This is a genomic window from Arthrobacter sp. Z5-13 (assembly GCF_056499105.1).
Window position 1 is genome coordinate 770,240 of sequence record NZ_CP096460.1, and the last position, 19,601, is coordinate 789,840.

A 19,601-nucleotide genomic window follows, 5' to 3' on the forward strand; every position below is an offset into this window, starting at 1 on the left:
CGCTTCCCGCGGGATCCCCCTCCCGCGGGAAGCCCATTTGTTAGTGAATGAGTTCCCTGGTCATTCCGAAGGGCACTTGGTCCGAAAGCGCCGCGGTGTAGTGCCCTGGCTTGTTTCGCGTGAGCAGGATGCCGTGGGTTCCGGCAGCCATGGCAACCTCTTGAAGGTCGCGCACCGCTGCTTCGAGGCGCTCGTCGAGCAGATGACGGCTGCTCACCTGTATATCTATGCGATGGCTGGGGATAGACATGGAAAACTCTTTCTTTACGGGGATTCTGACGGGGGATTTCAGGGGTTCCGCGAAGCTGCGGCTTTCTCGGTGTCACCGGCTGGCTTGCCGGCAACGGGAGTGGTGCTCTCGCTGCCTGCTGGTGGCGAGGTCTTGCGCTTGAAGCGGCTACCGATGGTGGATCCGCCACCGCTGCCGCTTCGATTCTTGTTGAAGATATCAAAACCGACAGCCAGCAGAAGAACCAGGCCCTTGATCAGCTGCTGGTAGTCGGTGCCGAGGCCCAGGATGGACATACCGTTGTTCAGCACACCCATGATGAGGCCGCCGATCATGGCTCCTGCCACGGTACCGATGCCTCCCTGCACGGCTGCTCCGCCGATAAAGGCGGCAGCAATTGCGTCGAGCTCAAAGCCGGTACCACCGGCGGGCTGCGCGGAGTTCAGGCGGGCGGTGAACACGAGTCCTGCCAGTGCAGCGAGGATACCCATGTTGACGAACAACCGGAACGTCACGGCCTTGGTTTTGACGCCGGAGAGTTCAGCGGCGTGCAGGTTCCCGCCGATTGCATAGATGTGACGGCCAAAAACACTGTTGTTCATCAGTGCCGAGTACAGGATCACGAGTACTGCGAGGACCACCAGGACGATCGGGGTTCCGCGGTAGCTGGCCAGGAGGAAGGTGATGATGAGCATCAGCAGCGCGATGAAGGCGGTTTTGACAACGAACCAGGCCATGGGCTCATTTTCAAGATTGAACTTCCGGCGAACCCGGCGTTCCTTGATGGCCTGGAAGAGGATGGCAGCCGTGCCGCCGACGCCGAGGATCACTGTCAGGAATTCCAGGACGGAAGTACCGCCGGAAATATCCGGCAGGAAGCCGCCACCCAGCGCACGGAGCTCATCGGGGAACGGGGTGATCTGCTGGTTCTTGAGGGTGATGAGTGTGAGGCCGCGGAAGATCAGCATGCCGGCCAGGGTGACGATGAAGGCCGGAATTCCTACGTAGGCGATCCAGTAGCCTTGCCAGGCACCGACGAGTGCGCCTACCAGCAGGCAGGCCGGAATGGCGATCCACCAGGCCCACCCCCAGTGCACGATCATGACGCCGGAAACAGCTCCGATGAACCCGGCAACGGATCCAACGGAGAGGTCAATGTGGCCGGCGATGATCACCATCACCATGCCGATGGCCAGGATCAGGATGTAGCTGTTCTGGACCACCAGGTTGCTGACGTTCTGCGGCTGCAGGAGGATGCCATCGGTCAGGACCTGGAACAGGATGACGATGAGTATGAGGGCGACGAAAATGCCGACCTGGCGCAGGCGGCTTGTCAGGAAGCTCAGGGATTCTCTGAGGGCGGACATGTTCGCTATTCCTTCTCTTTGGTCATGTAGTGCATGAGCTTCTCTTGGGTGGCTTCGGCGATTGGCACCTCGCCAGTGACGTGCCCGGCGGACAACGTGTAGATGCGGTCGCAAATACCCAGGAGCTCGGGCAGTTCGGAGGAGATCACGATCACTGCCTTTCCTTCGGCTGCAAGGCGCGCAATGATCGTGTAGATCTCGAATTTGGCACCGACATCGATCCCACGGGTGGGTTCGTCAAGAATCAGGACGTCGGGGTCCGAGAACATCCACTTGCTCAGCACCACCTTTTGCTGGTTTCCGCCTGAGAGCTTTCCCGTAATGGCGGCTACGGTGGGTGCCTTGATGTTCATGCTGGTTCGGTAGCGGTTGGCGACAACCGTCTCTTCGTTCCTGTCCACCCAGCCGCCCTTGACGAGCTTTCGGAGCCCAGCCATGGAAATGTTGCGCTTGATATCCTCAATGAGGTTCAAGCCATACTGCTTGCGGTCCTCGGTGGCGTAGGCGATGCCGTGGTTGATCGCCTCGGACACGGTGGACGTGTTGATTTCCTTGCCGTATTTGTACACCTTGCCGGAAACGGCTCGGCCGTAAGTGCGCCCGAACACGCTCATGGCGAGCTCAGTGCGGCCCGCGCCCATCAGTCCCGCCATGCCCACAACCTCACCCTTGCGGACGTTCAGGCTGGCGTTGTGAACCACGATCCGGGAATGGTCCTGCGGGTGCTGAACAGACCAGTCTTCGATTCGCAGGACTTCTTCGCCGATCTGCGGATTGCGGTCGGGGTAGAGGCTCTCCAGATCGCGGCCAACCATCCCGCGGATAATCCGCTCCTGGGTGATCTGGCCTTCGTCGAGCCTGAGCGTCTCGATGGTCTTGCCGTCCCGGATGATGGTGACGGCGTCCGCCACCTTGCGGATCTCGTTGAGCTTGTGGCTGATGATGATGCTGGTGACGCCCTGGCCTTTGAGGTGCAGGATGAGGTCCAGCAAGTGGCCGGAGTCCTCGTCATTCAGAGCAGCCGTCGGTTCATCAAGGATCAGCAGCTTTACTTCCTTGGACAGCGCCTTGGCGATCTCGACGAGCTGTTGCTTGCCGACGCTGATGTGCTGCACCGGAGTAATGGGGTTTTCGCTCAGTCCTACCCGGGCCAGCAGCTTGGCGGCCTCCAGGTTGGTCTTGCGCCAGTCGACCCAACCGCGGGTGGCCTGCTCGTTGCCCAGATAGATGTTCTCTGCGATGGAGAGGTAGGGGCTGAGGGCCAGTTCCTGGTGGATGATGACGATGCCGCGCTTCTCGCTGTCCGAGATGCTGTTGAAACTGCACGGTTCGTTTTCGAAGAGGATGTCGCCCTCGAAAGAGTTGTGCGGGTAGACGCCCGACAGCACTTTCATGAGGGTGGATTTTCCGGCCCCGTTTTCACCGCAAATGGCATGGACTTCGCCGCGGTTCACGTCCAGGGTGACGTCCTGAAGGGCCTTCACTCCCGGGAAGGTCTTGGTGATTCCTCGCATTTGAAGAATGGGTGTATTCATCGTCAATTCCCACTGAATGATCGAAACTTGTGCTGCCCTGCGGCTGCAGGGCTGCTGGGTAAGGGTTTGTGGCCGGACCTCGGGGGTCCGGCCACAAACCCTTGGACAGTGCTACTTGACGTCGGCCTCGGTGTAGTACCCGGTGTCGATGAGTTCCTTCTTGTAGTTATCCTTCGTGATGATCAAGGACTTGAGCAGGTAGGCCGGAACAACCTTGACCTTGTTGTTGTAGGTCTTGGTGTCGTTGACCTCAGGCTCTTGGCCCTTCAGGGTTGCATCGACCATCTTCACGGCCTGCTCGCCGAGCTGGCGGGTGTCCTTGAAGATGGTGGAGTACTGCTCGCCGGCGATGATCGACTTAACGGAGCCCTTTTCAGCGTCCTGGCCGGTCACGACGGGAAGGCTTCCCTTGGCGTAGCCGCCGGTGCTGGTGAGGGCGGAGATGATGCCGATGGAGAGGCCGTCGTACGGTGACAGAACGCCGTCGAGCTTGGTGCCGGAGCTGTAAGCGGAAGTCAGGATGTCTTCCATGCGCTTCTGGGCAACGGGTGCCTGCCAGCGAAGGATGGCAGCCTGCTCAAACTTGGTCTGGCCACTGGGAACCTTGAGGGTTCCGGCATCCAGGAACGGCTGGAGGGTGTCCATGGCGCCGGTCCAGAAGAAGTTGGCGTTGTTGTCATCCGGGCTGCCGGCGAAGAGCTCGACGTTGAACGGGCCCTTGCCTTCGACCTTCTTGCCGCTGGCATCGAGCAGACCAAGGCCGGTCAGCAGGGAAGTGGCCTGCTGGACGCCTACGGTGTAGTTGTCGAACGTGGTGTAGTAGTCAACGTTGGGGGTTCCGTTGATGAGGCGGTCGTAGGCGATGACCTTGACGTTCTGTTCCTTGGCCTTGGCCAGGACATCGGTCAGGGTGGTGCCGTCGATCGCTGCGATGATCAGGGCCTTGGCGCCCTTGGTCAGCATGTTTTCAATCTGGGAAACCTGGGTGGGAATATCATCATTGGCGAACTGGAGGTCCGCTTTGTATCCGAGCTTGGTAACGGAATCGGAGACGTTCTTGCCGTCTGCGATCCAGCGTTCCGAGGTCTGCGTAGGCATGGAAATTCCAACCAGCGAACCTGAGGCGTCAGCCCCTTCTGTGGGCGTTGTTGTTCCGCCGCGGGTGCCACAACCCGTAGCCCCCACGGTAACTGCGAGGACGACGGCGAAGGCGCCCAGGAGTTTTTTGATTCTCACTATGTTCTCCTTCCGCTGACCGGGGGTCAGCGAACTGGTGCTTGGCCGAAAAGCATCTGCGCTTACGGCTTTCCCGGCCAGTGATGTCCGGTTTCCTCACGAGGGGTCTGATGACCCTTTGTCAGGAAGAATTTTGAGGGTCAAGGCCGGCGAACGGATGCCGGTCTTGAATACTCCGAGCTGCTGCTAGATCTACCATGACACTACAATGACGATATTGCGTCCTGTGAGCGCTAACAACTACCATAGAGTAACCCGATCTTCTATTGTGAGTCAAATCACATTTTAGCAACTCCCTCAGGACCCTTCCGGTTGGAGCACAAAATCCACGGTGTGGTACCGGATTCCATTGACTTGAAGCTCCAGGCTGTGCTTGCCGGCATGGTGGACGCGTGTGGTCATTTGGCGGAATGCATGCCGCTTGGAGAAGCTCTTGGTTTCGCCGGGAACCAGGGTGACAGTGGCGAGTTTGAAGACCTTTGGCGAGCGGGACCCGTTCGCCTTTCGGTAATGCACCACATAATCAACGGCGAGTCGCGCAGGTTCTGCACCCGTGTTGGAAATTTCGAACGCAAAGCCCAGATCTGAAGGAAGAACGACGTCGTCCCGGTCGAGTTGCGGTGGGCTGACAGTGAGCTCTGCGGGAATGAAGCCCTGCAGGGCCAACGCTTGTGGGTGGCCCTTCTTGATCAATGTCCGCAAGCCGTGCCGCACAACCGGAACGGTGTTGCTGTCCGGATTTGCCATCCAGCGTGCTGCCGTGGAGATGACCAGGTCCGGTGCATGGCGGGCCAGATCGTTGAGGTGGTTGGCCACTGAGCGTCTCACGTACTCGTGGGTGTCCCTATAGAGTGCGTCAAGGATGGGCACTGTGGCTTCAGGGTGATCGATAATGGCGGGTACCCGCACCGCCCAAGGCAGGTACGGCCGGGTGCCTTCGCTTGCAAGGCGCCTGACATGTTCATCAGCGTGCGTGGTCCAGGACTGGATTGCGGCTAAGGAACGTGGCAGATCTGCTGCCAGCAGCCGGCGAATCGCGAATTCGCCAGTCAGCCGCGGCGTCAGTTCGGCCAGCAGTCCGAGGCAGTCGTCGAAATGCGCAGGATCCTCGGACTCTAAAGCCAAGGTAGCTGCCGACTCAGTGACGGGCCACAGCGCCCAACCGGAGAAACCGGGATCCTGCAGGGCCTGGCGGAAGGCCACTGCCGCCGTCGCATAGTTTCCACCTGCAGGGGTGTTATCAGCCTGTTGCCTGAAGTCTGCCACGAGTGCGCGGCTGACGTGATCGGCGCGCTCCCGCAGGCTCAGGCCATCCAGGCCTGCCCCGGCAGCGGTCAGCTCAGGCCAGCCTTGACCGGGAACTGCGGATGTGAGCACCCTGAGCAATGAATCCACAGCGGCCTGATTGATCAGTTCGTTCATGGCGCCCATGCAGTCAGGGTACTCCCGGCCGGACGTCCAGGGGCTTCATTTCATGCCTATCAGCTGGGTTCACTGGTGTCAGTGGGTGTGTCTTCCACCTTCTCAGTGCCTTCTGCCGTGGCCGTTGGATCTTCCTCCGGCTCGAAGGTATTCGGCTCGTTGCCGGCACCCATCCCCACGCCCTTATCGCTGCCCGGAATGGTGCCTTCGGGTCCCGACATCTTGCCGGACCTGCTCTGGTCTTCGTGGCTCTTGCGGTCCTCACCGGCTGCGTCCATGCTCATGGCCCCTCCTTGCTCTGCTGTCCGCTTTCTGCCCACGCTAACAGTGCTTCCGGCAAATAGTAAGTAGACTGGCCACCTCCCGCACAGGAACGTTCAGGCCCCGGAACGGAGATAATTTTCCACGAAGACGATTTCACCGGTACACGGGCGGAGACGGAAAAATGACCGAGAGAACGGATGACAATCCGGGATTCTGGCGCGTTTTCCACGACAAGTTTGTTGTGGAGGAGCGGTACATGAGTGCAGCTGCCAGGACCAGGCTCTACCGGGTGGCGGCAGTGCTGATACTGCTCGGGTCAGTACTGTTTTTCGTCACCTTGGGTGACATCCTGAACAAGGATGGGATCGCCGGCGGCGATGACCCCATGCAGTCATGGTTCCTGACCCAGCGCTCGGAGCCCCTCACCACGGCCATGATCATTTTGGCGGTCATCTTCGGTCCGGTGGTGTTGCCGATCATCATCCTGGTGGTGACTGTTGCCTGGGGTCTTGCCGCGAAGCATGCGTGGCGGCCCATCCTGCTTGCGGCGGGGATGCTGACGGGCGTTGTGCTGGCCCAGATCATCGGCCGTTTAGTAGGCCGCAGCAGGCCACCCATTGAGCAGATGCTGTTCGGCCCGGACTCAACGTTTTCCTTCCCGTCCGGCCATGTGCTGGGTGCTGCCGACTTCCTCCTGATTACCGCTTTCCTGGTCTTTTCCCGCCGGAAGCACGTTTGGCCGGCGGTTATCGGATTTGCGGCGGCCGCCGTCGGGATCTTTTTTGCTGCGATCAGCCGCCTTTATCTTGGCTATCACTGGGTCAGCGACGCCCTTGCCTCCGTCTCGCTGTCATTGGTGATCCTTGGCGTGGTCATCGTTGTTGATACATGGCGGACTGCCCGGATTCCCGGTGAGAAGATCACGGGGGAGCTGTCCAAAGCAGACACGAGCACTGACTGACGCGGCGCCCGCAGGGGGATCAACACTCTCCGCTCGGGCAGTGAACTTTCCGTTCAGCGGCCCCGTGCCCGCTTCAGGTCCCGGTGGAGCTTGGCATTTGCTTCCTCCAACTCCAGTACCTTGGCCACTCCGGCCAGGTTGAGGCCTTCGTCAAGAAGTTCACCGATCCGTCGCAAGACTGCGACGTCGGATTCGCTGTACTGACGCGTTCCCCCTGAGGTGCGATCGGGCGTGAGCAGGCCCTTGCGCTCGTACTGTCGAATGTTCTGTTGGCCTGTCCCAAGCAGCTGCGCCACTACCGAGATCGCGTACACGCCAACGTCGTCTCCATGCTCTGTCATGACGCTCCTTAGGTTGTGCTCAAGAGCTCTTGCCATAGTCTCTCACTGGTGTTATAAAAAATCTATATCCAGCACCACAGATAAGTGGAACGGATACCCAAAAGATATGAGCAACTACTTCATGCTGAAGGAGTGGGAAATGATGTTGATGCGCACCGACCCGTTCCGTGAGCTGGACAGGTTCACGCAGCAGGTCTTCGGAACTGCAGCCCGGCCGGCCGCGATGCCCATGGATGCCTGGCAGTCGGACGGGGAATTCGTCGTCGCGTTCGATCTCCCTGGGGTCAGCGCTGATTCGGTGGACCTCAATGTTGAACGCAACGTCCTCACTGTCCGTGCGGAACGCGGTGAACCAGCGGGTGAAGGCGTTGAATTGATTGTTTCCGAGCGGCCTCGCGGCGTCTTCAGCCGCCAGCTGATCCTCGGTGACACTCTCGATACCGAAAACGTCAAGGCAAGCTACGACGGCGGTGTCCTGACCCTCCGCATCCCGGTCGCTGAGCAGGCCAAGCCCCGCAAGATCGAAATCGAAACGCAGCGCCGGCAGGAAATCAACAGGTAACTCCACCGGGAACAGGGTGGCCGGAACTTTTGGCACCCGGTAGCTGAGGCACGCAGGGCGGCTTTCGGCAGTAGCCCGAAGCCGCCCCGCAGTGGCATCAGGCACCCGGCATCAGGCATCACGCAGCGATGGCAGCGGATGGCAAGCATGAGCAACGAGCCTTCTGACTACTACACAGTGCTCGGTGTGGCTGACACAGCCACCCAGCAGGAGATTTCGCGCGCTTTCCGCGGGCTGATGCGGACACGGCACCCGGACGTCGATGCTGCCGCGGCTCCACCGGCGTCCGCTGAAGTGCTGGCGATCATGAATGCCTTCGGTGTGCTGCGTGATCCCAGGAAGCGCGCGGAGTATGACCGTCGGCAAAACCGGAATCGGAAAGAGGAACCGCGATCCGGACAGGACATACCCGTGCGCTATGGGCCCCCTGAAGTTCCGGTTCGCCGGATTCCAAAGCCATCCCCGCTCCTGCGGGTCACCCCTGTGCGGTGGGAAGAAGGGCCCTGGGCCGGGCCCGCTGTGTAAACGAACCCGCTGTGTAAACGAACCCGCTGTGTAAACGAATAGGAGAACCATATGAGCGCCTGGCGCCGCTACGATTCGCACCTGATCCCTGCCTTCCACGAACGCTTTGAACAACGTTGGGGACAGGGAACTGCGCCGTTCCTGGATCCTGAAGCGCATGAGGAGCCGTTGCCGAGAGCCCAATGGATCAACCCCGATACAGGAGCGGCCATGGCCGTTGTGCCGATCTGGACTCCGGATGACGTTCAGCATCGCTCGTTCGGTGTCTTCTACCTTCCGCCGTCGGGTGATATCTGGGTGTTGCGTCCCGGATACACTGCCTACCTGGAACCGGACGGCACCGATTCGGAGCAGCTCATAACTCTTCGCAACGACGCCTTCAAGAAGGCGCTGGCGCACGCGAAGGACTTCCTGTTCGGTTCAGACGCCCTGCTCCTCTGACCAGTTGTTCCGTGTAAGGAGGAACTCCTGCTGCCACGTGGCGCGCAGACGCCGCTGGTCCTAAAATCAATGCACCAACGGCACAACAGCATAGGGGTCCCAGGACATGAGCGTAACCGCCAAAGACCTGGCCGCATTGATACCGGCGACCTTTACCATGGGCGTTGCGACGGCGGCTTTCCAGATTGAGGGAGCTCTGGATAAAGACGGGCGCGGACCAGCCGGGTGGGATCTCTTCGCTGCCAAACCAGGGGCAATCGTGGATGACGGCAGCCCTGCTGTTGCCTGCGACCACTACCACCGGATGCCCGAAGACGTTGCCTTGATGAAGGATCTCGGTATTGATTCCTACCGGTTCTCCCTCTCCTGGCCCCGGATCCAGCCCGACGGCAAGGGACCCCTGAATCCGGCCGGTCTGGACTTTTATGACCGCCTCCTGGACGAGTTGCTGGCCTGCGGGATCTCCCCGATGGTTACCCTCTACCACTGGGACACACCCCTTCCCCTGGATCAGGCCGGCGGCTGGATCCACAGGGACACCGCCTACCGCCTGGGCGATTTTGCTGCCATCGCAGCGTCCTTTTTCGGGGACAGGGTAGCCCGCTGGGTGACCATTAACGAGCCAGCGACTGTGGCAACGAACGGATATGCCTTGGGGCTGCATTCGCCCGGGGAATCGCTGCTGTTGAACGCATTCCCAAGCGTCCACCACCAGCTCCTGGGGCATGGCCTGGCTGTCCAGGCCTTGAGGTCAGCCCATGTTCCGGGGGAAATTGGCATAACCAACGTCTACTCCCCGATGGTTCCTGCATCGGGTAACCCCTTGGACAAACTAAGCGCCGGCCTTATGGATATTGCCCAGAACCGTCTTTACGCGGATCCAGTTCTGACCGGCAAGTACCCCGACGTTATCCGGGCAGCCAAGTTCTTCTCATCCTTCAACCATCCGGATGAGGACATGGCTGTGATTTCCCAGCCCCTGGACTTCTACGGGTTGAACTATTACATGCCCACCAAAGTCGCGGCGGGGGCAGGGGAAGGGCCGGTCCCGGCAGGCATGGCCGAGGCGATGGGCAGTGATCTGACTGACAGCGCCCCGGGTTCGCCCTTCCACATCATGGCCTGGTCCGACGCGGAGACCACTGCTTACGGTTGGCCCATCAAACCGGAGTACATGTCTGTTGCGCTCGCTGAGATGGCGGAACGCTATCCGGATCTTCCGCCGGTGATCATCACCGAAGGAGGTGCCAGCTTCGACGACGTGGTGGTCAAGGACCGGAAAACGGACAGGATCATCATCCCTGACGAACGCAGGCTGAGATACCTGGCGGAACACCTGGCCAGTGCCTTGGAGGCAACCGCCCCCGGTGGCGTGGCGGAATCGATAGACCTTCGCGGGTATTACGTGTGGTCCCTCATGGACAATTTCGAATGGTCCGCCGGGTACCGGCAGCCTTTCGGCCTCATCCACGTCGACTTTGAAACCCTGGTGCGCACTCCGAAGGCGTCCTACTACTGGCTTCAGGAGGTCCTCGCCTCCCGCCACCCCGGCATTCCTGAAACAGCGGAAGGCGCGGCAGCGGTCCGATGACTGGAGCGGGCGAAACAACAGTCAGAGAAGGTTCAGGCCTTTGAGGCCCTTCGCGATTCCGGCACCGTCGGGGGAGTAGATCCACGGGACACTTGAACCTGTGTGATCGCCGTTCTCCGAGTGCCCGCCCGCCAGGACCGATTCACTCACGGACAGCTGGCGGATGGCGATGGCTGCCACGCGGGACCCATGCTCCCGGGAAAAGTCCGAATAGATCTGTTCATCGTGCTGGCCGTTGTCACCAACCAGGAGCCACCGCATGTCGGGGAATTCAGCGGCCAGGCGCTCGAGGTTCCGGAGTTTGTGCTCCTGCCCGCTGCGGAACCAGCGGTCCTGAGTGAGTCCCCAGTCCGTGAGCAGCAACGTGCCCGAGGGGTACATATTCCGGGTCAGGAAGCGCGCCAGCGTAGGAGCGGCGTTCCAGGGCCCGGTGGATAGGTAGACAACAGGCGCATCTGGGTGCTCCACAACGAGCCGGTCCAGCAGCACTGCCATGCCGGGTGTTGCCATCCTGGCCCTCTCGCTCAGGACGAAGGTGTTCCAGAGCGCCAGGAACGGGCGCGGAAGGGCCGTGACCATGACCGTGTCATCGATGTCCGAGACAATTCCAAAGCGGGTATCGGGAGCCACCACAAAAATGCTTGCCTCGGCCGGTTCAGTGCCCTCCGCCCGCAGCACGGCTGTGTGCCATCCTGGCGCGAGGGCAACCATTACATCCGTGTCCACCAAGCCGCCGCGGTCGGTTTTTACTGTGGTCAGCACTCCGCCGATTTCGATTTCCACAGTCACGTTGGGAATCGGAACGCTGGTGAAGGCACGCCAGCCCCGGACGTTCTGGTTTCCGTTTTTGGCGGCGTGCTCTGCCCGGCTGCCGGGGGCGGGCTTGCTGGTCAAAAGGACCCTCGCCAGGATTCGGACGAAGTCGGTCGAACCGTACCCCTGATACGCAACGGTCTGGGGCACGAATTTCCAGCGCCTGGCCAGCCGCATCCGCAACGTGTTCCCGGCATCCGACAGCTTATGGGCAAGCCGGAACACGTGGTTCCCTGCCAATGATGATTCCTTGGGCGCCAATTCCATGCCTCCACTCTGCCACAGCTGCTACGCCCAAAGACGCAGATCAGTCCACAGGATCAACCGTCTCCGAGCAGCCCGCGTAATGTGACCGCATTCCGCACTGCGTTGCCGCCGCCGTCGTTGTTGAAATAGACCAAAACGTCCTTTCCCGCTGAACGCCATTCGCTGATCCGATCAGCCCACCATTTCAAGTCATCGTCTGAATACGAGCCACCGTAGAGGTGCTGGTGGTCTGGCCCGTGGAGCCGTATGTACACAAAGGGGGCAGTGGCGCGGAGAATGCAGGGCAGATTTGCTCCACTCATGATGCAGTAGGCCGCTTGGTGACGTTCAAGGAGCTGGTAAACCTCCGGATGGTCCCAACTGTCATGGCGGAACTCCACCGCAACGCGGATCCACTCCGGCAGCGCGGACAGGAAGTAATCCAGCCGGGCGTCGTCACGGGCAAGATTGGGCGGCAACTGTGCCAGCAGCACCGCCCGTTTGTCCCCCAGCTCATGCCAGCACCGGGTTATCCGTTCCACCCACACTTCCGGACTGTAGAGCTTCTTTGCATGGGTCAGACCACGGGGGGCTTTGACGGACATGGCGAATCCGCCGGGAAGCCGGTTGCGCCAGCTCGCGAAGGCGGTCTCCCTGGGCCAGCGGTAGAAGCTTGCGTTAAGCTCCACCGTGTTGAACCGGGCTACGTAATACTGCAGACGGTCCCTCGACGGCAATCCGGGAGGATACAAAACATTCTCCCAGTGGTCATAGCTCCAACCGGACGTGCCGATGTTGAGGGACACTTAGTCCTCGCCGGCCCATTCCCGGGCGTGAAGGGTGAAGGCTTTCTCCCAGCGGTGAAGTTCAGTTTCCGGCAAAGGCCCACGGGCGACGGCGGCCGCAGCCTCCTCGAGGTGGGAGACGTTGGAGGTACCCATGACCATGGTGGAGACCCCTGGGGCGAACGCAGAGAATCGTACTGCCGTGCCTGGCCAGTCGTCTGCCTGCGGTTCGAGACCCATCTGGTTGATACGGTCCCAATACGCTTCCACGTTAGTGCCGGTTGGCCGCTCGCTGTGGCGCCAGACTGCGTTGGCTAGCGGGCGTTTGGCCACCACACCGATTCCCCTGTGAGCGGCGTCCGGCAGAATCTCGTGCAAGGAGTTCTGGTCGGCGATGTTGACGGATGTCTGCAGGGCGCCGAAGCCGTTGGATGCGGCGGCCCAGGCGAGGGCTTCGTTGTCCCCGCTGTAACCGGCGACGCGGACCTTGCCGGAATCAACGCAGGCCAGCAGTGCATCTATAGCTTCGCCCTTTTCGAGGATTTCCAGCGGGCAGGAGTGGAGGAAGACGACGTCGATCACGTCAGTCCGCAGGGTGCGGAGTGACTCCTCCACGCCTAGGCGGACTGCTGCCGCACTCCAGTCCGGCTGGCCAGGTACGTCAGTCCCCACCTTTGTGGAGAGCACCACCTCATCACGGTGCGGAGGTAGAAATGCGCCGAGGCGTTCCTCCGAGCGCCCATAGCTGCGGGCGGTGTCAAAAAAGGTGATTCCCAGCCCCAGCGCCCGATCCAGAAGGCGGTGGGCTTCCTGGTCCGTGAGGACGTCATCGCCGAGGTGTCCTGCACCAAAGCCCAAGGCTGAGACGGCGAAAGTGGTGTGGCCGAAAGTCTTATGAAGCATTGACTGGGTTCCCTTCTGTCCTGCGGCATCCATATGCCCGCGACAGAACCCAGCACATGGAAATGAATCCATCGGCAGCTGCATCACCGTATTTCAACCCTACACCTCGTCCCTGGAGGGCAGATTGTGGCACGCTAGGGTCCATGGCACGCATCGAGGACTATGCGATGGTGGGGGATCTTCACACGGCCGCGCTGATCAGCATGGAAGGTTCCGTGGATTGGCTGTGCCTGCCGCGGTTTGACTCCCCGGCGTGCTTCAACGCCCTGCTGGATACCCCGGCCGCCGGCCGCTGGCTTCTGGCTCCCGTGAACGGCGGCAAATGCACCCGCCGCCGGTACCAGCCGGGGACGCTCATCCTTGAATCGGAGTGGGATACCCCGGACGGGCAAGTCCGCATCATTGACTTCATGCCACCCCGTGACGAGGTGGCTGACATTGTCCGAATAGTGGTGGGCGTCAGCGGACAGGTGAGGATACGCGGCGAACTGGCCTTGAGGTTTGATTACGGCCACATCGTTCCGTGGGTCCGCCGTGACCACTATGGGGTGCATGCCATAGCCGGACCCGATGCAGCCTACCTCGTGACGCAGGCGCCATTGCGCGGCGAAAAGTTCCAGACTGTCAGTGACTTCACGGTGCACGAGGGTGAACGCATTCCGTTCGTACTGACGTGGGCGCCCAGCCACGTCCGGAGACCCCGCTCTGTTAACGCTGAAGAGGTGCTGCAGGCCACCGAGGAGTTCTGGCTGGAATGGACGGAGAAGTGCCCTGTCAATGGACCGTACAGCGAAGCGGTGCAACGTTCGCTGATCACCCTCAAGGCACTGACCTACGCCCCGACCGGCGGGATCGTAGCAGCGGTTACCACCTCGTTGCCTGAGCAGCTGGGCGGTCCGCGGAACTGGGATTACCGCTACTGCTGGCTGCGCGATGCAACCCTCACCCTTCAGGCTCTGCTGGCGGCCGGCTACACCGACGAAGCAGCAGCCTGGCGCGACTGGCTGCTGAGGGCCGTAGCGGGGGACCCGGCGGATCTTCAGATCATGTACGGAATCCACGGCGAACGCCGGCTACCGGAGATGCAGCTCCCCTGGCTCGCCGGGTATGAGAACTCCAAACCGGTGCGGATCGGAAATGCGGCAGCAGACCAGCTCCAGCTGGACGTCTGGGGTGAAGTGCTGGACTGCCTGTCCCTCACCCGGAACTCGTTACTTCGACACACCGATGAGGCCTGGGATGTCCAGATCGCCCTGATGGAGTACCTCGAAGGTGCCTGGGAACAGCCCGATAACGGGTTGTGGGAAATGCGCGGGCCCCGCCGCCATTTCACTCACTCCAAGGTGATGGCGTGGGTGGCTGCGGACCGGATGGTCAAAGGTGTCCGGGAGTCCGGGCTGCCGGGGCCAGCAGACCGCTGGGAAGCCCTGCGGGACAGGATTCATCGCGAGGTCATGACCGAAGGTTTCGACGTCGAACGCAACACATTTACGCAGTCCTACGGCCGTCCGGAACTGGACGCGAGCCTGCTGCTGATTCCTCGGGTAGGATTCCTGCCTCCCGACCATCCACGCGTGGTTGGGACCATTGATGCCATCCAGCGGGAACTGTCCCGGGACGGCTTCCTGCTGCGGTATCAGCCGGAACACAGCGACGACGGTTTGCCGGGGGACGAAGGGGTGTTCCTTGCCTGTTCGTTCTGGATGGTGGAGGCGCTGCTGGGAGCGGGGAGGCATTCCGAAGCGAGGGATCTCTTCGAGAGGCTCCTGTCGCTGCGTAACGACGTAGGCCTGCTCAGTGAAGAGTTCCATGTGGGGGACGGCAGGCACCTCGGAAATACGCCCCAGGCCTTCAGCCATTTCGCCCTCGTGTTGAGCGCCCTGGAACTCGAGGAAGACACCATGCACCGCAGCGATACGCCGTTGAGGGGAAGCTGAGCAGCGGCTGAAAGACCTATTCCGGTTTTTCCTCTAAGCTATCGGTAAGTATACTTACTAATACCTCACGACGCCGTGGAGTATGGAGGAGATGCAATGTCTGGATATTTCGAACTCGTAGACGCGCCCGATGGCGGATACCGCATCAGGATGCTGGACGGAACGGGAGCCCTCATGGCTATTTCCGTTACTTTCCCGACCAAGAAGGCAGCAGTGGCAGGCATTGCCAAGGCCCGCGAAATCGCCGGCACAGGCCTGATCCGTGACCGCAGCCATGACCAGCAGTCCGCACCCGTAAAAAAGCAGAGCCTCAAACAGCACGTTAAGGCCGCCAGGAAATCTATGGCGGGCGGGGGGCACGGTCAGCTGGTAGCCGCAGGAAGGCGTAGCGGCCTGGCGCACTGATGCTCAACGGCAAACCCCGCGGGGGGCATCGGGCTGCGGTTCTTTTTGACGTGGACGGGACACTCGTTGACTCGTCCTACCTCCACACCTTGGCCTGGTGGCACGCCTTCCGGGGCTCAGGTTTCGATGTGCCCATGGCTTCGATCCACCGGGCCGTGGGCATGGGCGGGGACAAACTGGTGGCCCATCTCCTCCCACCGGATCGCGACAGGGCCAAGGACACCTCGGTGATGGACGCGCACGCCGCGATTTTCTCCACCTACTGGCCGTTCCTGCGGGCTTTCGACGGTGCCCGCGATCTTCTGTTTCAATGCTGCGAAGGCGGGCTCGCCGTAGCGCTCGCCTCTTCCGCGCGTGAGCAGGACCTGAAAATGCTCAAGTCCGCCCTTAACTCGGACTCCTACATCCACGCTGCCACGAGCGCCAATGATGCCAAGGAGAGTAAACCCGAGCCCGACATCCTCCTGGCTGCCCTGGATGCCGTTGGAGTGGGCGCCGGCGATACCGTATACGTGGGCGATGCAGTATGGGATGTGTATGCGGCCGCCAAAATCGGTATATCCACAGTCGGAGTGACTTGCGGCGGCACAAGCGAGGCTGAACTCAGGGATGCGGGCGCCATTGAGATCTATTCGGGCCCGCGGGAGCTGTTGGGCAATCTGAGGGACAGTGCCATCGGGAAGCTCCTTCAAAGCAAAGCGTCCCGCTAACGCGCGCGCCACTCGTCGTCGGGAAGCGCGGCTCCGGCCATCGGACCCATCTGGAGCATTCCTCCGTCCACTACCCATGAGGCACCCGTGACATAGCTCGATGCCGGTGAGGCAAGGAACGCGATGACGTCCGCAATCTCCTGGGCGCGGCCCGAGCGCCCAAGCGGAATCCCGGGCTCGTTCCGGGGTGGCGGATCGTCGCCCTCCTGCCCGGACATGGGGGTTGAGATGGCACCCGGAGCGACGGAATTGGCAGTGATGCCGTGGCTGGACAGTTCCAGGGCAATTGTCTTGATGAGCCCGCCCAGCCCGTGCTTGGCTGCCACATAGGCCGAGGAGCCTACCTTGGGCTGCGTTTCGTGGACGCTGGTCACGGCAATGATACGGCCACCCTTGCCCGCCTGGACCATGTGCCGGGCTGCTGCCTGGATGCACAGGAAAGCCCCGTTGAGGTCCACGTCCACGGTCTTGGCCCACGTGTCGTATTCAAGCTCCAGGAAGGGCGTGCCTTCACCAGTGCCGGCGTTGTTGACAAAAACATCCACCCCGCCGAGTTCCGCGACGAGTTCATCTACGACGCCGGAACATGCCGGCATGTCAGAGGTGTCCAGTTGCCGGACCACCGCCGTCCTCCCCGCCTCACGCACCTGCGCGGCGGTGTGTTCCGCACCCGCCTGATCGGTGTGCCAGGTAATGCCGATATCCAGGCCGTTCCGGGCCAAGGCCACGGCGGTGGCCCTGCCGATGCCTGAGTCGCTGCCCGTGACGATTGCTGTTCGGGGGTTGAAACCCTGCAATGAAGATTCCATACTCTAGCCCTCACTGGCATCGACGACACAAAAACGGTTGCCCTCTGGATCTGCGAGCACTATGAAGTCCGCGTCATCCGGGTAAAGATCCCAATCAACGCGTTCGGCTCCAAGGTTTAGAAGCCGCTGGACCTCGGCTTCCTGGTTGTCCGCCCAGAGATCAAGGTGGATCCGGGGGTGGAATTGAACGGGAGTCTCGCTGAGCATCAGCGCCAGCCGGGCGCCGTCGCCCTTTTGCGGGTTCAGAATTACCCACGTGTCGTCCCCGTTGTCCTGGGGAGCATAGTCAAGGGCGGCGCTCCAGAATGCAGTTGCCCTGGCGACATCGCCGACGCCAAGCACGGTGGTTCCGACCCTCAGCATCCCTACACAGCCTGACCTGTGGCGGCCTCGTTGGCGGCATCGTCCTTTCGCCAAGCCACGAATACGCGGACGGAGCCGTCGTCGTTTCTGTCCACTTCCGTTACGATGTCCGCCACGCTTGCCCCCATGCCCATCAACTTTGCCCGATAGGTGGTGACCAGCTCTTCGAGGCTGGATTCGGTCCATTCTCCCGGCCGCATCCGGGTAGAAATCTCGACGGGCTCAGGCTGGTATAGCGTCATGATGCTGCCTTTCCTTGGGGGACTGGGGCACCTTCAACGCTAGTGAATTTCCGGGCCGGGAGGCAAGGGATTTGATCAGGTTGCTTAGTTTTTCTCCGAAACAAAACTAATAAGCATGCTGACCTTCACAGGAAACTGATTCGGCGCTACGGTCAAAGTACCCCCGGGAAGTTGTCGGCCATGACCTCAACCGGGACCAATTCCATATCCATTCCGGGCCGGGGAGCTGCCGCCCGGAGGACCTCGTGAGGAGTGAGCAAAATGCCGAAGGCACGCGATTTTATGACTCCGGGCGCGGAATGCGTCGGAGAAAACGAAACCCTGGAGGCGGCGGCGCGGAAGATGAAATCGCTCAACGTAGGTGCATTGCCCATCTGCGGAGAGGATCAGCGGCTCAAGGGAATGGTTACTGACAGGGACATCGTCATCAAATGCCTGGCTGAGGGCGGAGATCCGCGCAGCGCCACGGCAGGCGAGATGGCTGAGGGGAAGCCCGTCACGATTGGTGCGGACGACTCAATAGAAGAAGCCATCAAGACCATGCAGGAACACCAGGTCAGGCGTCTGCCGGTGATTGACGGGCATGACTTGGTGGGCATGCTCAGCCAGGCCGATATTGCCCGCAACTACCCCGAGGACCGTGTGGGCGAGCTCGTGGAGTTCATTTCCTACTGATCCTTTGGACCCTTCGCCGTCCGGCTGGCGCATCCGATTCTCATCGCATTGAGAGGCAAACGATGAAGGCTCTTACTTGGCAAGGCAAACGATCCGTCAGCGTAGAGGAAGTTCCTGATCCCGTGATCCAGGAACCAACCGACGCGATCGTCCGGATCACCTCCACTGCCATCTGCGGATCCGACCTCCACCTGTACGAAGTGCTGGGTCCGTACATGCATAAGGGCGATGTGATCGGCCATGAGCCGATGGGCATCGTTGTGGAGGTTGGCAGCGCCGTGACCAACCTGACGGTGGGAGACCGCGTGGTCATCCCGTTCGGGATAGCCTGCGGCGAGTGCTTCATGTGCCGCCGGGGTCTGCAGTCCCAATGCGAGACCACCCAGGTCAAGGAGAAGGGCTCCGGAGCTGCCCTGTTCGGCTACTCCGAGCTGTACGGTTCCGTGCCGGGGGGCCAGGCCGAGTACTTGCGGGTGCCCTTCGCAGACTACGGCCCGGTGAAGGTGGGAACGGACCTGCCCGACGAGAGGTACCTGTTCCTGTCCGACATCCTGCCTACGGCCTGGCAGGGGGTCAAGTATGCCGACGTCCCTGACGGGGGAACCCTCGCTGTCTTCGGCCTTGGCCCTGTTGGACAATTCGGATCGAGGATAGGGCGGTACCTCGGGCAACGGGTCATTGGCATTGATCCCGTTCCGGAGCGGCGGGCAATGGCAGCCAGGCACGGCGTGGAAACGCTCGACTACTCCAAGACCGTGGCAGATGAACTGCGCGATATGACGGAGGGCCGCGGCCCCGACGCAGTGCTTGATGCTGTGGGGATGGAAGCCCACGGCTCGCCTGTAACAGGGTTTGCGCATCAGGCGTTGGGGCTGCTGCCGGACAAGCTCGCGCAGAAGGCGATGGAAACGGCGGGCGTGGACCGGCTGGCCGCCCTCCACGCGGCGCTTCATGCGGTGCGTCGGGGCGGGACGGTTTCCCTCAGCGGCGTCTACGGAGGTCAGGCCAGCCCGATGCCCATGCTGTCCATGTTTGACAAACAGATCCAGCTGCGGATGGGGCAATGCAATGTGCGCAACTGGACTGATGATTTGCTCCCACTGGTGGAGGACGACGCCGATCCGCTGGGGGTGATGGACCTCGTCACCCACCGTGCGGGGCTGGGCGACGCGCCTGCGCTGTACGAGAAGTTCCAGAAGAAGGAGGACGGCTGCATCAAAGTGGTGCTGAACCCGTGAT

23 protein-coding genes are annotated in these 19,601 nt (G+C 61.2%); 10 read left to right on the forward strand and 13 right to left on the reverse strand.

What is annotated here, in order from left to right; genetic code table 11:
- Positions 1 to 40 precede the first annotated feature (40 nt).
- The 6 genes from M1E02_RS03620 to M1E02_RS03645 form a co-directional block, all read right to left on the reverse strand.
- Positions 41 to 250: a hypothetical protein gene (locus M1E02_RS03620; RefSeq protein ID WP_479376803.1), complete on the reverse strand. Its 210-nt coding sequence runs from the start codon at positions 248 to 250 to the stop codon at positions 41 to 43.
- 38 nt (positions 251 to 288) lie between these two features.
- Entirely contained in the window at positions 289 to 1,596 is a 1,308-nt protein-coding gene (gene mmsB / locus M1E02_RS03625) for a multiple monosaccharide ABC transporter permease (protein WP_479376804.1), read from the reverse strand.
- Positions 1,597 to 1,601: 5 nt separating this feature from the next.
- Complete coding sequence (gene mmsA / locus M1E02_RS03630) at positions 1,602 to 3,131, reverse strand: multiple monosaccharide ABC transporter ATP-binding protein (protein WP_479376805.1); 1,530 nt, start codon at positions 3,129 to 3,131, stop codon at positions 1,602 to 1,604.
- Positions 3,132 to 3,242: 111 nt separating this feature from the next.
- Positions 3,243 to 4,367, reverse strand: a complete 1,125-nt coding sequence (chvE, locus tag M1E02_RS03635) for a multiple monosaccharide ABC transporter substrate-binding protein (protein WP_479376806.1) — start codon at positions 4,365 to 4,367, stop codon at positions 3,243 to 3,245.
- Between the two features lie 297 nt (positions 4,368 to 4,664).
- Positions 4,665 to 5,798: a DNA alkylation repair protein gene (locus M1E02_RS03640; RefSeq protein WP_479376807.1), complete on the reverse strand. Its 1,134-nt coding sequence runs from the start codon at positions 5,796 to 5,798 to the stop codon at positions 4,665 to 4,667.
- Positions 5,799 to 5,848: 50 nt separating this feature from the next.
- Positions 5,849 to 6,073: a hypothetical protein gene (locus M1E02_RS03645; RefSeq protein WP_479376808.1), complete on the reverse strand. Its 225-nt coding sequence runs from the start codon at positions 6,071 to 6,073 to the stop codon at positions 5,849 to 5,851.
- A 161-nt stretch (positions 6,074 to 6,234) separates the two neighbouring features.
- Here M1E02_RS03645 and M1E02_RS03650 point away from each other — a divergent pair, with 161 nt between their 5' ends.
- Positions 6,235 to 7,014, forward strand: coding sequence for a phosphatase PAP2 family protein (locus M1E02_RS03650; protein WP_479376809.1), 780 nt, complete (start codon positions 6,235 to 6,237; stop codon positions 7,012 to 7,014).
- Between the two features lie 53 nt (positions 7,015 to 7,067).
- On the opposite strand, the gene M1E02_RS03655 is transcribed toward M1E02_RS03650, so the two are convergent.
- A complete protein-coding gene (locus M1E02_RS03655) occupies positions 7,068 to 7,355 on the reverse strand; it encodes a MerR family transcriptional regulator (RefSeq protein WP_479376810.1) in 288 nt (95 codons plus the stop codon).
- A 142-nt stretch (positions 7,356 to 7,497) separates the two neighbouring features.
- Here M1E02_RS03655 and M1E02_RS03660 point away from each other — a divergent pair, with 142 nt between their 5' ends.
- From M1E02_RS03660 to M1E02_RS03675, 4 genes are all read left to right on the forward strand, one after another.
- Positions 7,498 to 7,917 (forward strand): Hsp20/alpha crystallin family protein, encoded by a 420-nt coding sequence (locus tag M1E02_RS03660; RefSeq protein WP_479378048.1) that lies wholly within the window; start codon positions 7,498 to 7,500, stop codon positions 7,915 to 7,917.
- Positions 7,918 to 8,064: 147 nt separating this feature from the next.
- A complete protein-coding gene (locus M1E02_RS03665; RefSeq protein ID WP_479376811.1) occupies positions 8,065 to 8,442 on the forward strand; it encodes a J domain-containing protein in 378 nt (125 codons plus the stop codon).
- A gap of 51 nt (positions 8,443 to 8,493) precedes the next feature.
- Positions 8,494 to 8,883, forward strand: coding sequence for a hypothetical protein (locus M1E02_RS03670; RefSeq protein WP_479376812.1), 390 nt, complete (start codon positions 8,494 to 8,496; stop codon positions 8,881 to 8,883).
- A 106-nt stretch (positions 8,884 to 8,989) separates the two neighbouring features.
- Positions 8,990 to 10,474: a glycoside hydrolase family 1 protein gene (locus M1E02_RS03675; protein ID WP_479376813.1), complete on the forward strand. Its 1,485-nt coding sequence runs from the start codon at positions 8,990 to 8,992 to the stop codon at positions 10,472 to 10,474.
- Positions 10,475 to 10,495: 21 nt separating this feature from the next.
- Here the strand turns inward: M1E02_RS03675 and M1E02_RS03680 are convergent, their stop codons facing one another.
- From M1E02_RS03680 to M1E02_RS03690, 3 genes are read right to left on the reverse strand one after another with little or no spacing between them, the layout of a single operon-like run.
- A complete protein-coding gene (locus M1E02_RS03680; RefSeq protein ID WP_479376814.1) occupies positions 10,496 to 11,554 on the reverse strand; it encodes an App1 family protein in 1,059 nt (352 codons plus the stop codon).
- Between the two features lie 53 nt (positions 11,555 to 11,607).
- Positions 11,608 to 12,339, reverse strand: a complete 732-nt coding sequence (locus tag M1E02_RS03685; RefSeq protein WP_479376815.1) for a DUF72 domain-containing protein — start codon at positions 12,337 to 12,339, stop codon at positions 11,608 to 11,610.
- The gene (locus tag M1E02_RS03690; RefSeq protein WP_479376816.1) at positions 12,340 to 13,221 is read right to left on the reverse strand and encodes an aldo/keto reductase; all 882 of its coding nucleotides are present in this window, start codon (positions 13,219 to 13,221) and stop codon (positions 12,340 to 12,342) included. It lies immediately after the preceding gene.
- 143 nt (positions 13,222 to 13,364) lie between these two features.
- On the opposite strand from M1E02_RS03690, the gene M1E02_RS03695 reads away from it, so the two are divergent.
- The 3 genes from M1E02_RS03695 to M1E02_RS03705 all read left to right on the forward strand — a co-directional run bounded on the left by M1E02_RS03695 (position 13,365) and on the right by M1E02_RS03705 (position 16,273).
- On the forward strand, positions 13,365 to 15,158 hold the full coding sequence (locus tag M1E02_RS03695; protein WP_479376817.1) for a glycoside hydrolase family 15 protein: 1,794 nt from the start codon (positions 13,365 to 13,367) through the stop codon (positions 15,156 to 15,158).
- 96 nt (positions 15,159 to 15,254) lie between these two features.
- On the forward strand, positions 15,255 to 15,563 hold the full coding sequence (locus tag M1E02_RS03700) for a YegP family protein (protein ID WP_479376818.1): 309 nt from the start codon (positions 15,255 to 15,257) through the stop codon (positions 15,561 to 15,563).
- Positions 15,563 to 16,273 carry an HAD family hydrolase gene (locus tag M1E02_RS03705; protein ID WP_479376819.1) on the forward strand — a complete coding sequence of 237 codons (711 nt, stop codon included), beginning with the start codon at positions 15,563 to 15,565 and terminating at the stop codon, positions 16,271 to 16,273. Before M1E02_RS03700 ends, M1E02_RS03705 begins: the two co-directional genes overlap by 1 nt.
- Here M1E02_RS03705 and M1E02_RS03710 read toward each other — a convergent pair.
- Genes M1E02_RS03710 through M1E02_RS03720 form a run of 3 tightly spaced genes read right to left on the reverse strand, consistent with a single transcriptional unit; the run spans position 16,270 to position 17,687 of the window.
- Positions 16,270 to 17,082, reverse strand: a complete 813-nt coding sequence (locus M1E02_RS03710) for an SDR family oxidoreductase (protein WP_479376820.1) — start codon at positions 17,080 to 17,082, stop codon at positions 16,270 to 16,272. The two genes, M1E02_RS03705 and M1E02_RS03710, sit on opposite strands and share 4 nt — an antisense overlap.
- Positions 17,083 to 17,085: 3 nt before the next feature.
- On the reverse strand, positions 17,086 to 17,445 hold the full coding sequence (locus tag M1E02_RS03715; protein ID WP_479376821.1) for a VOC family protein: 360 nt from the start codon (positions 17,443 to 17,445) through the stop codon (positions 17,086 to 17,088).
- Between the two features lie 2 nt (positions 17,446 to 17,447).
- Positions 17,448 to 17,687: a hypothetical protein gene (locus M1E02_RS03720; RefSeq protein ID WP_479376822.1), complete on the reverse strand. Its 240-nt coding sequence runs from the start codon at positions 17,685 to 17,687 to the stop codon at positions 17,448 to 17,450.
- Between the two features lie 261 nt (positions 17,688 to 17,948).
- On the opposite strand from M1E02_RS03720, the gene M1E02_RS03725 reads away from it, so the two are divergent.
- Together M1E02_RS03725 and M1E02_RS03730 are read left to right on the forward strand one after the other, a co-directional pair.
- A complete protein-coding gene (locus M1E02_RS03725) occupies positions 17,949 to 18,362 on the forward strand; it encodes a CBS domain-containing protein (protein ID WP_479378049.1) in 414 nt (137 codons plus the stop codon).
- Positions 18,363 to 18,424: 62 nt separating this feature from the next.
- Positions 18,425 to 19,600: a zinc-dependent alcohol dehydrogenase gene (locus M1E02_RS03730; protein WP_479376823.1), complete on the forward strand. Its 1,176-nt coding sequence runs from the start codon at positions 18,425 to 18,427 to the stop codon at positions 19,598 to 19,600.
- Position 19,601: the final 1 nt, after the last annotated feature.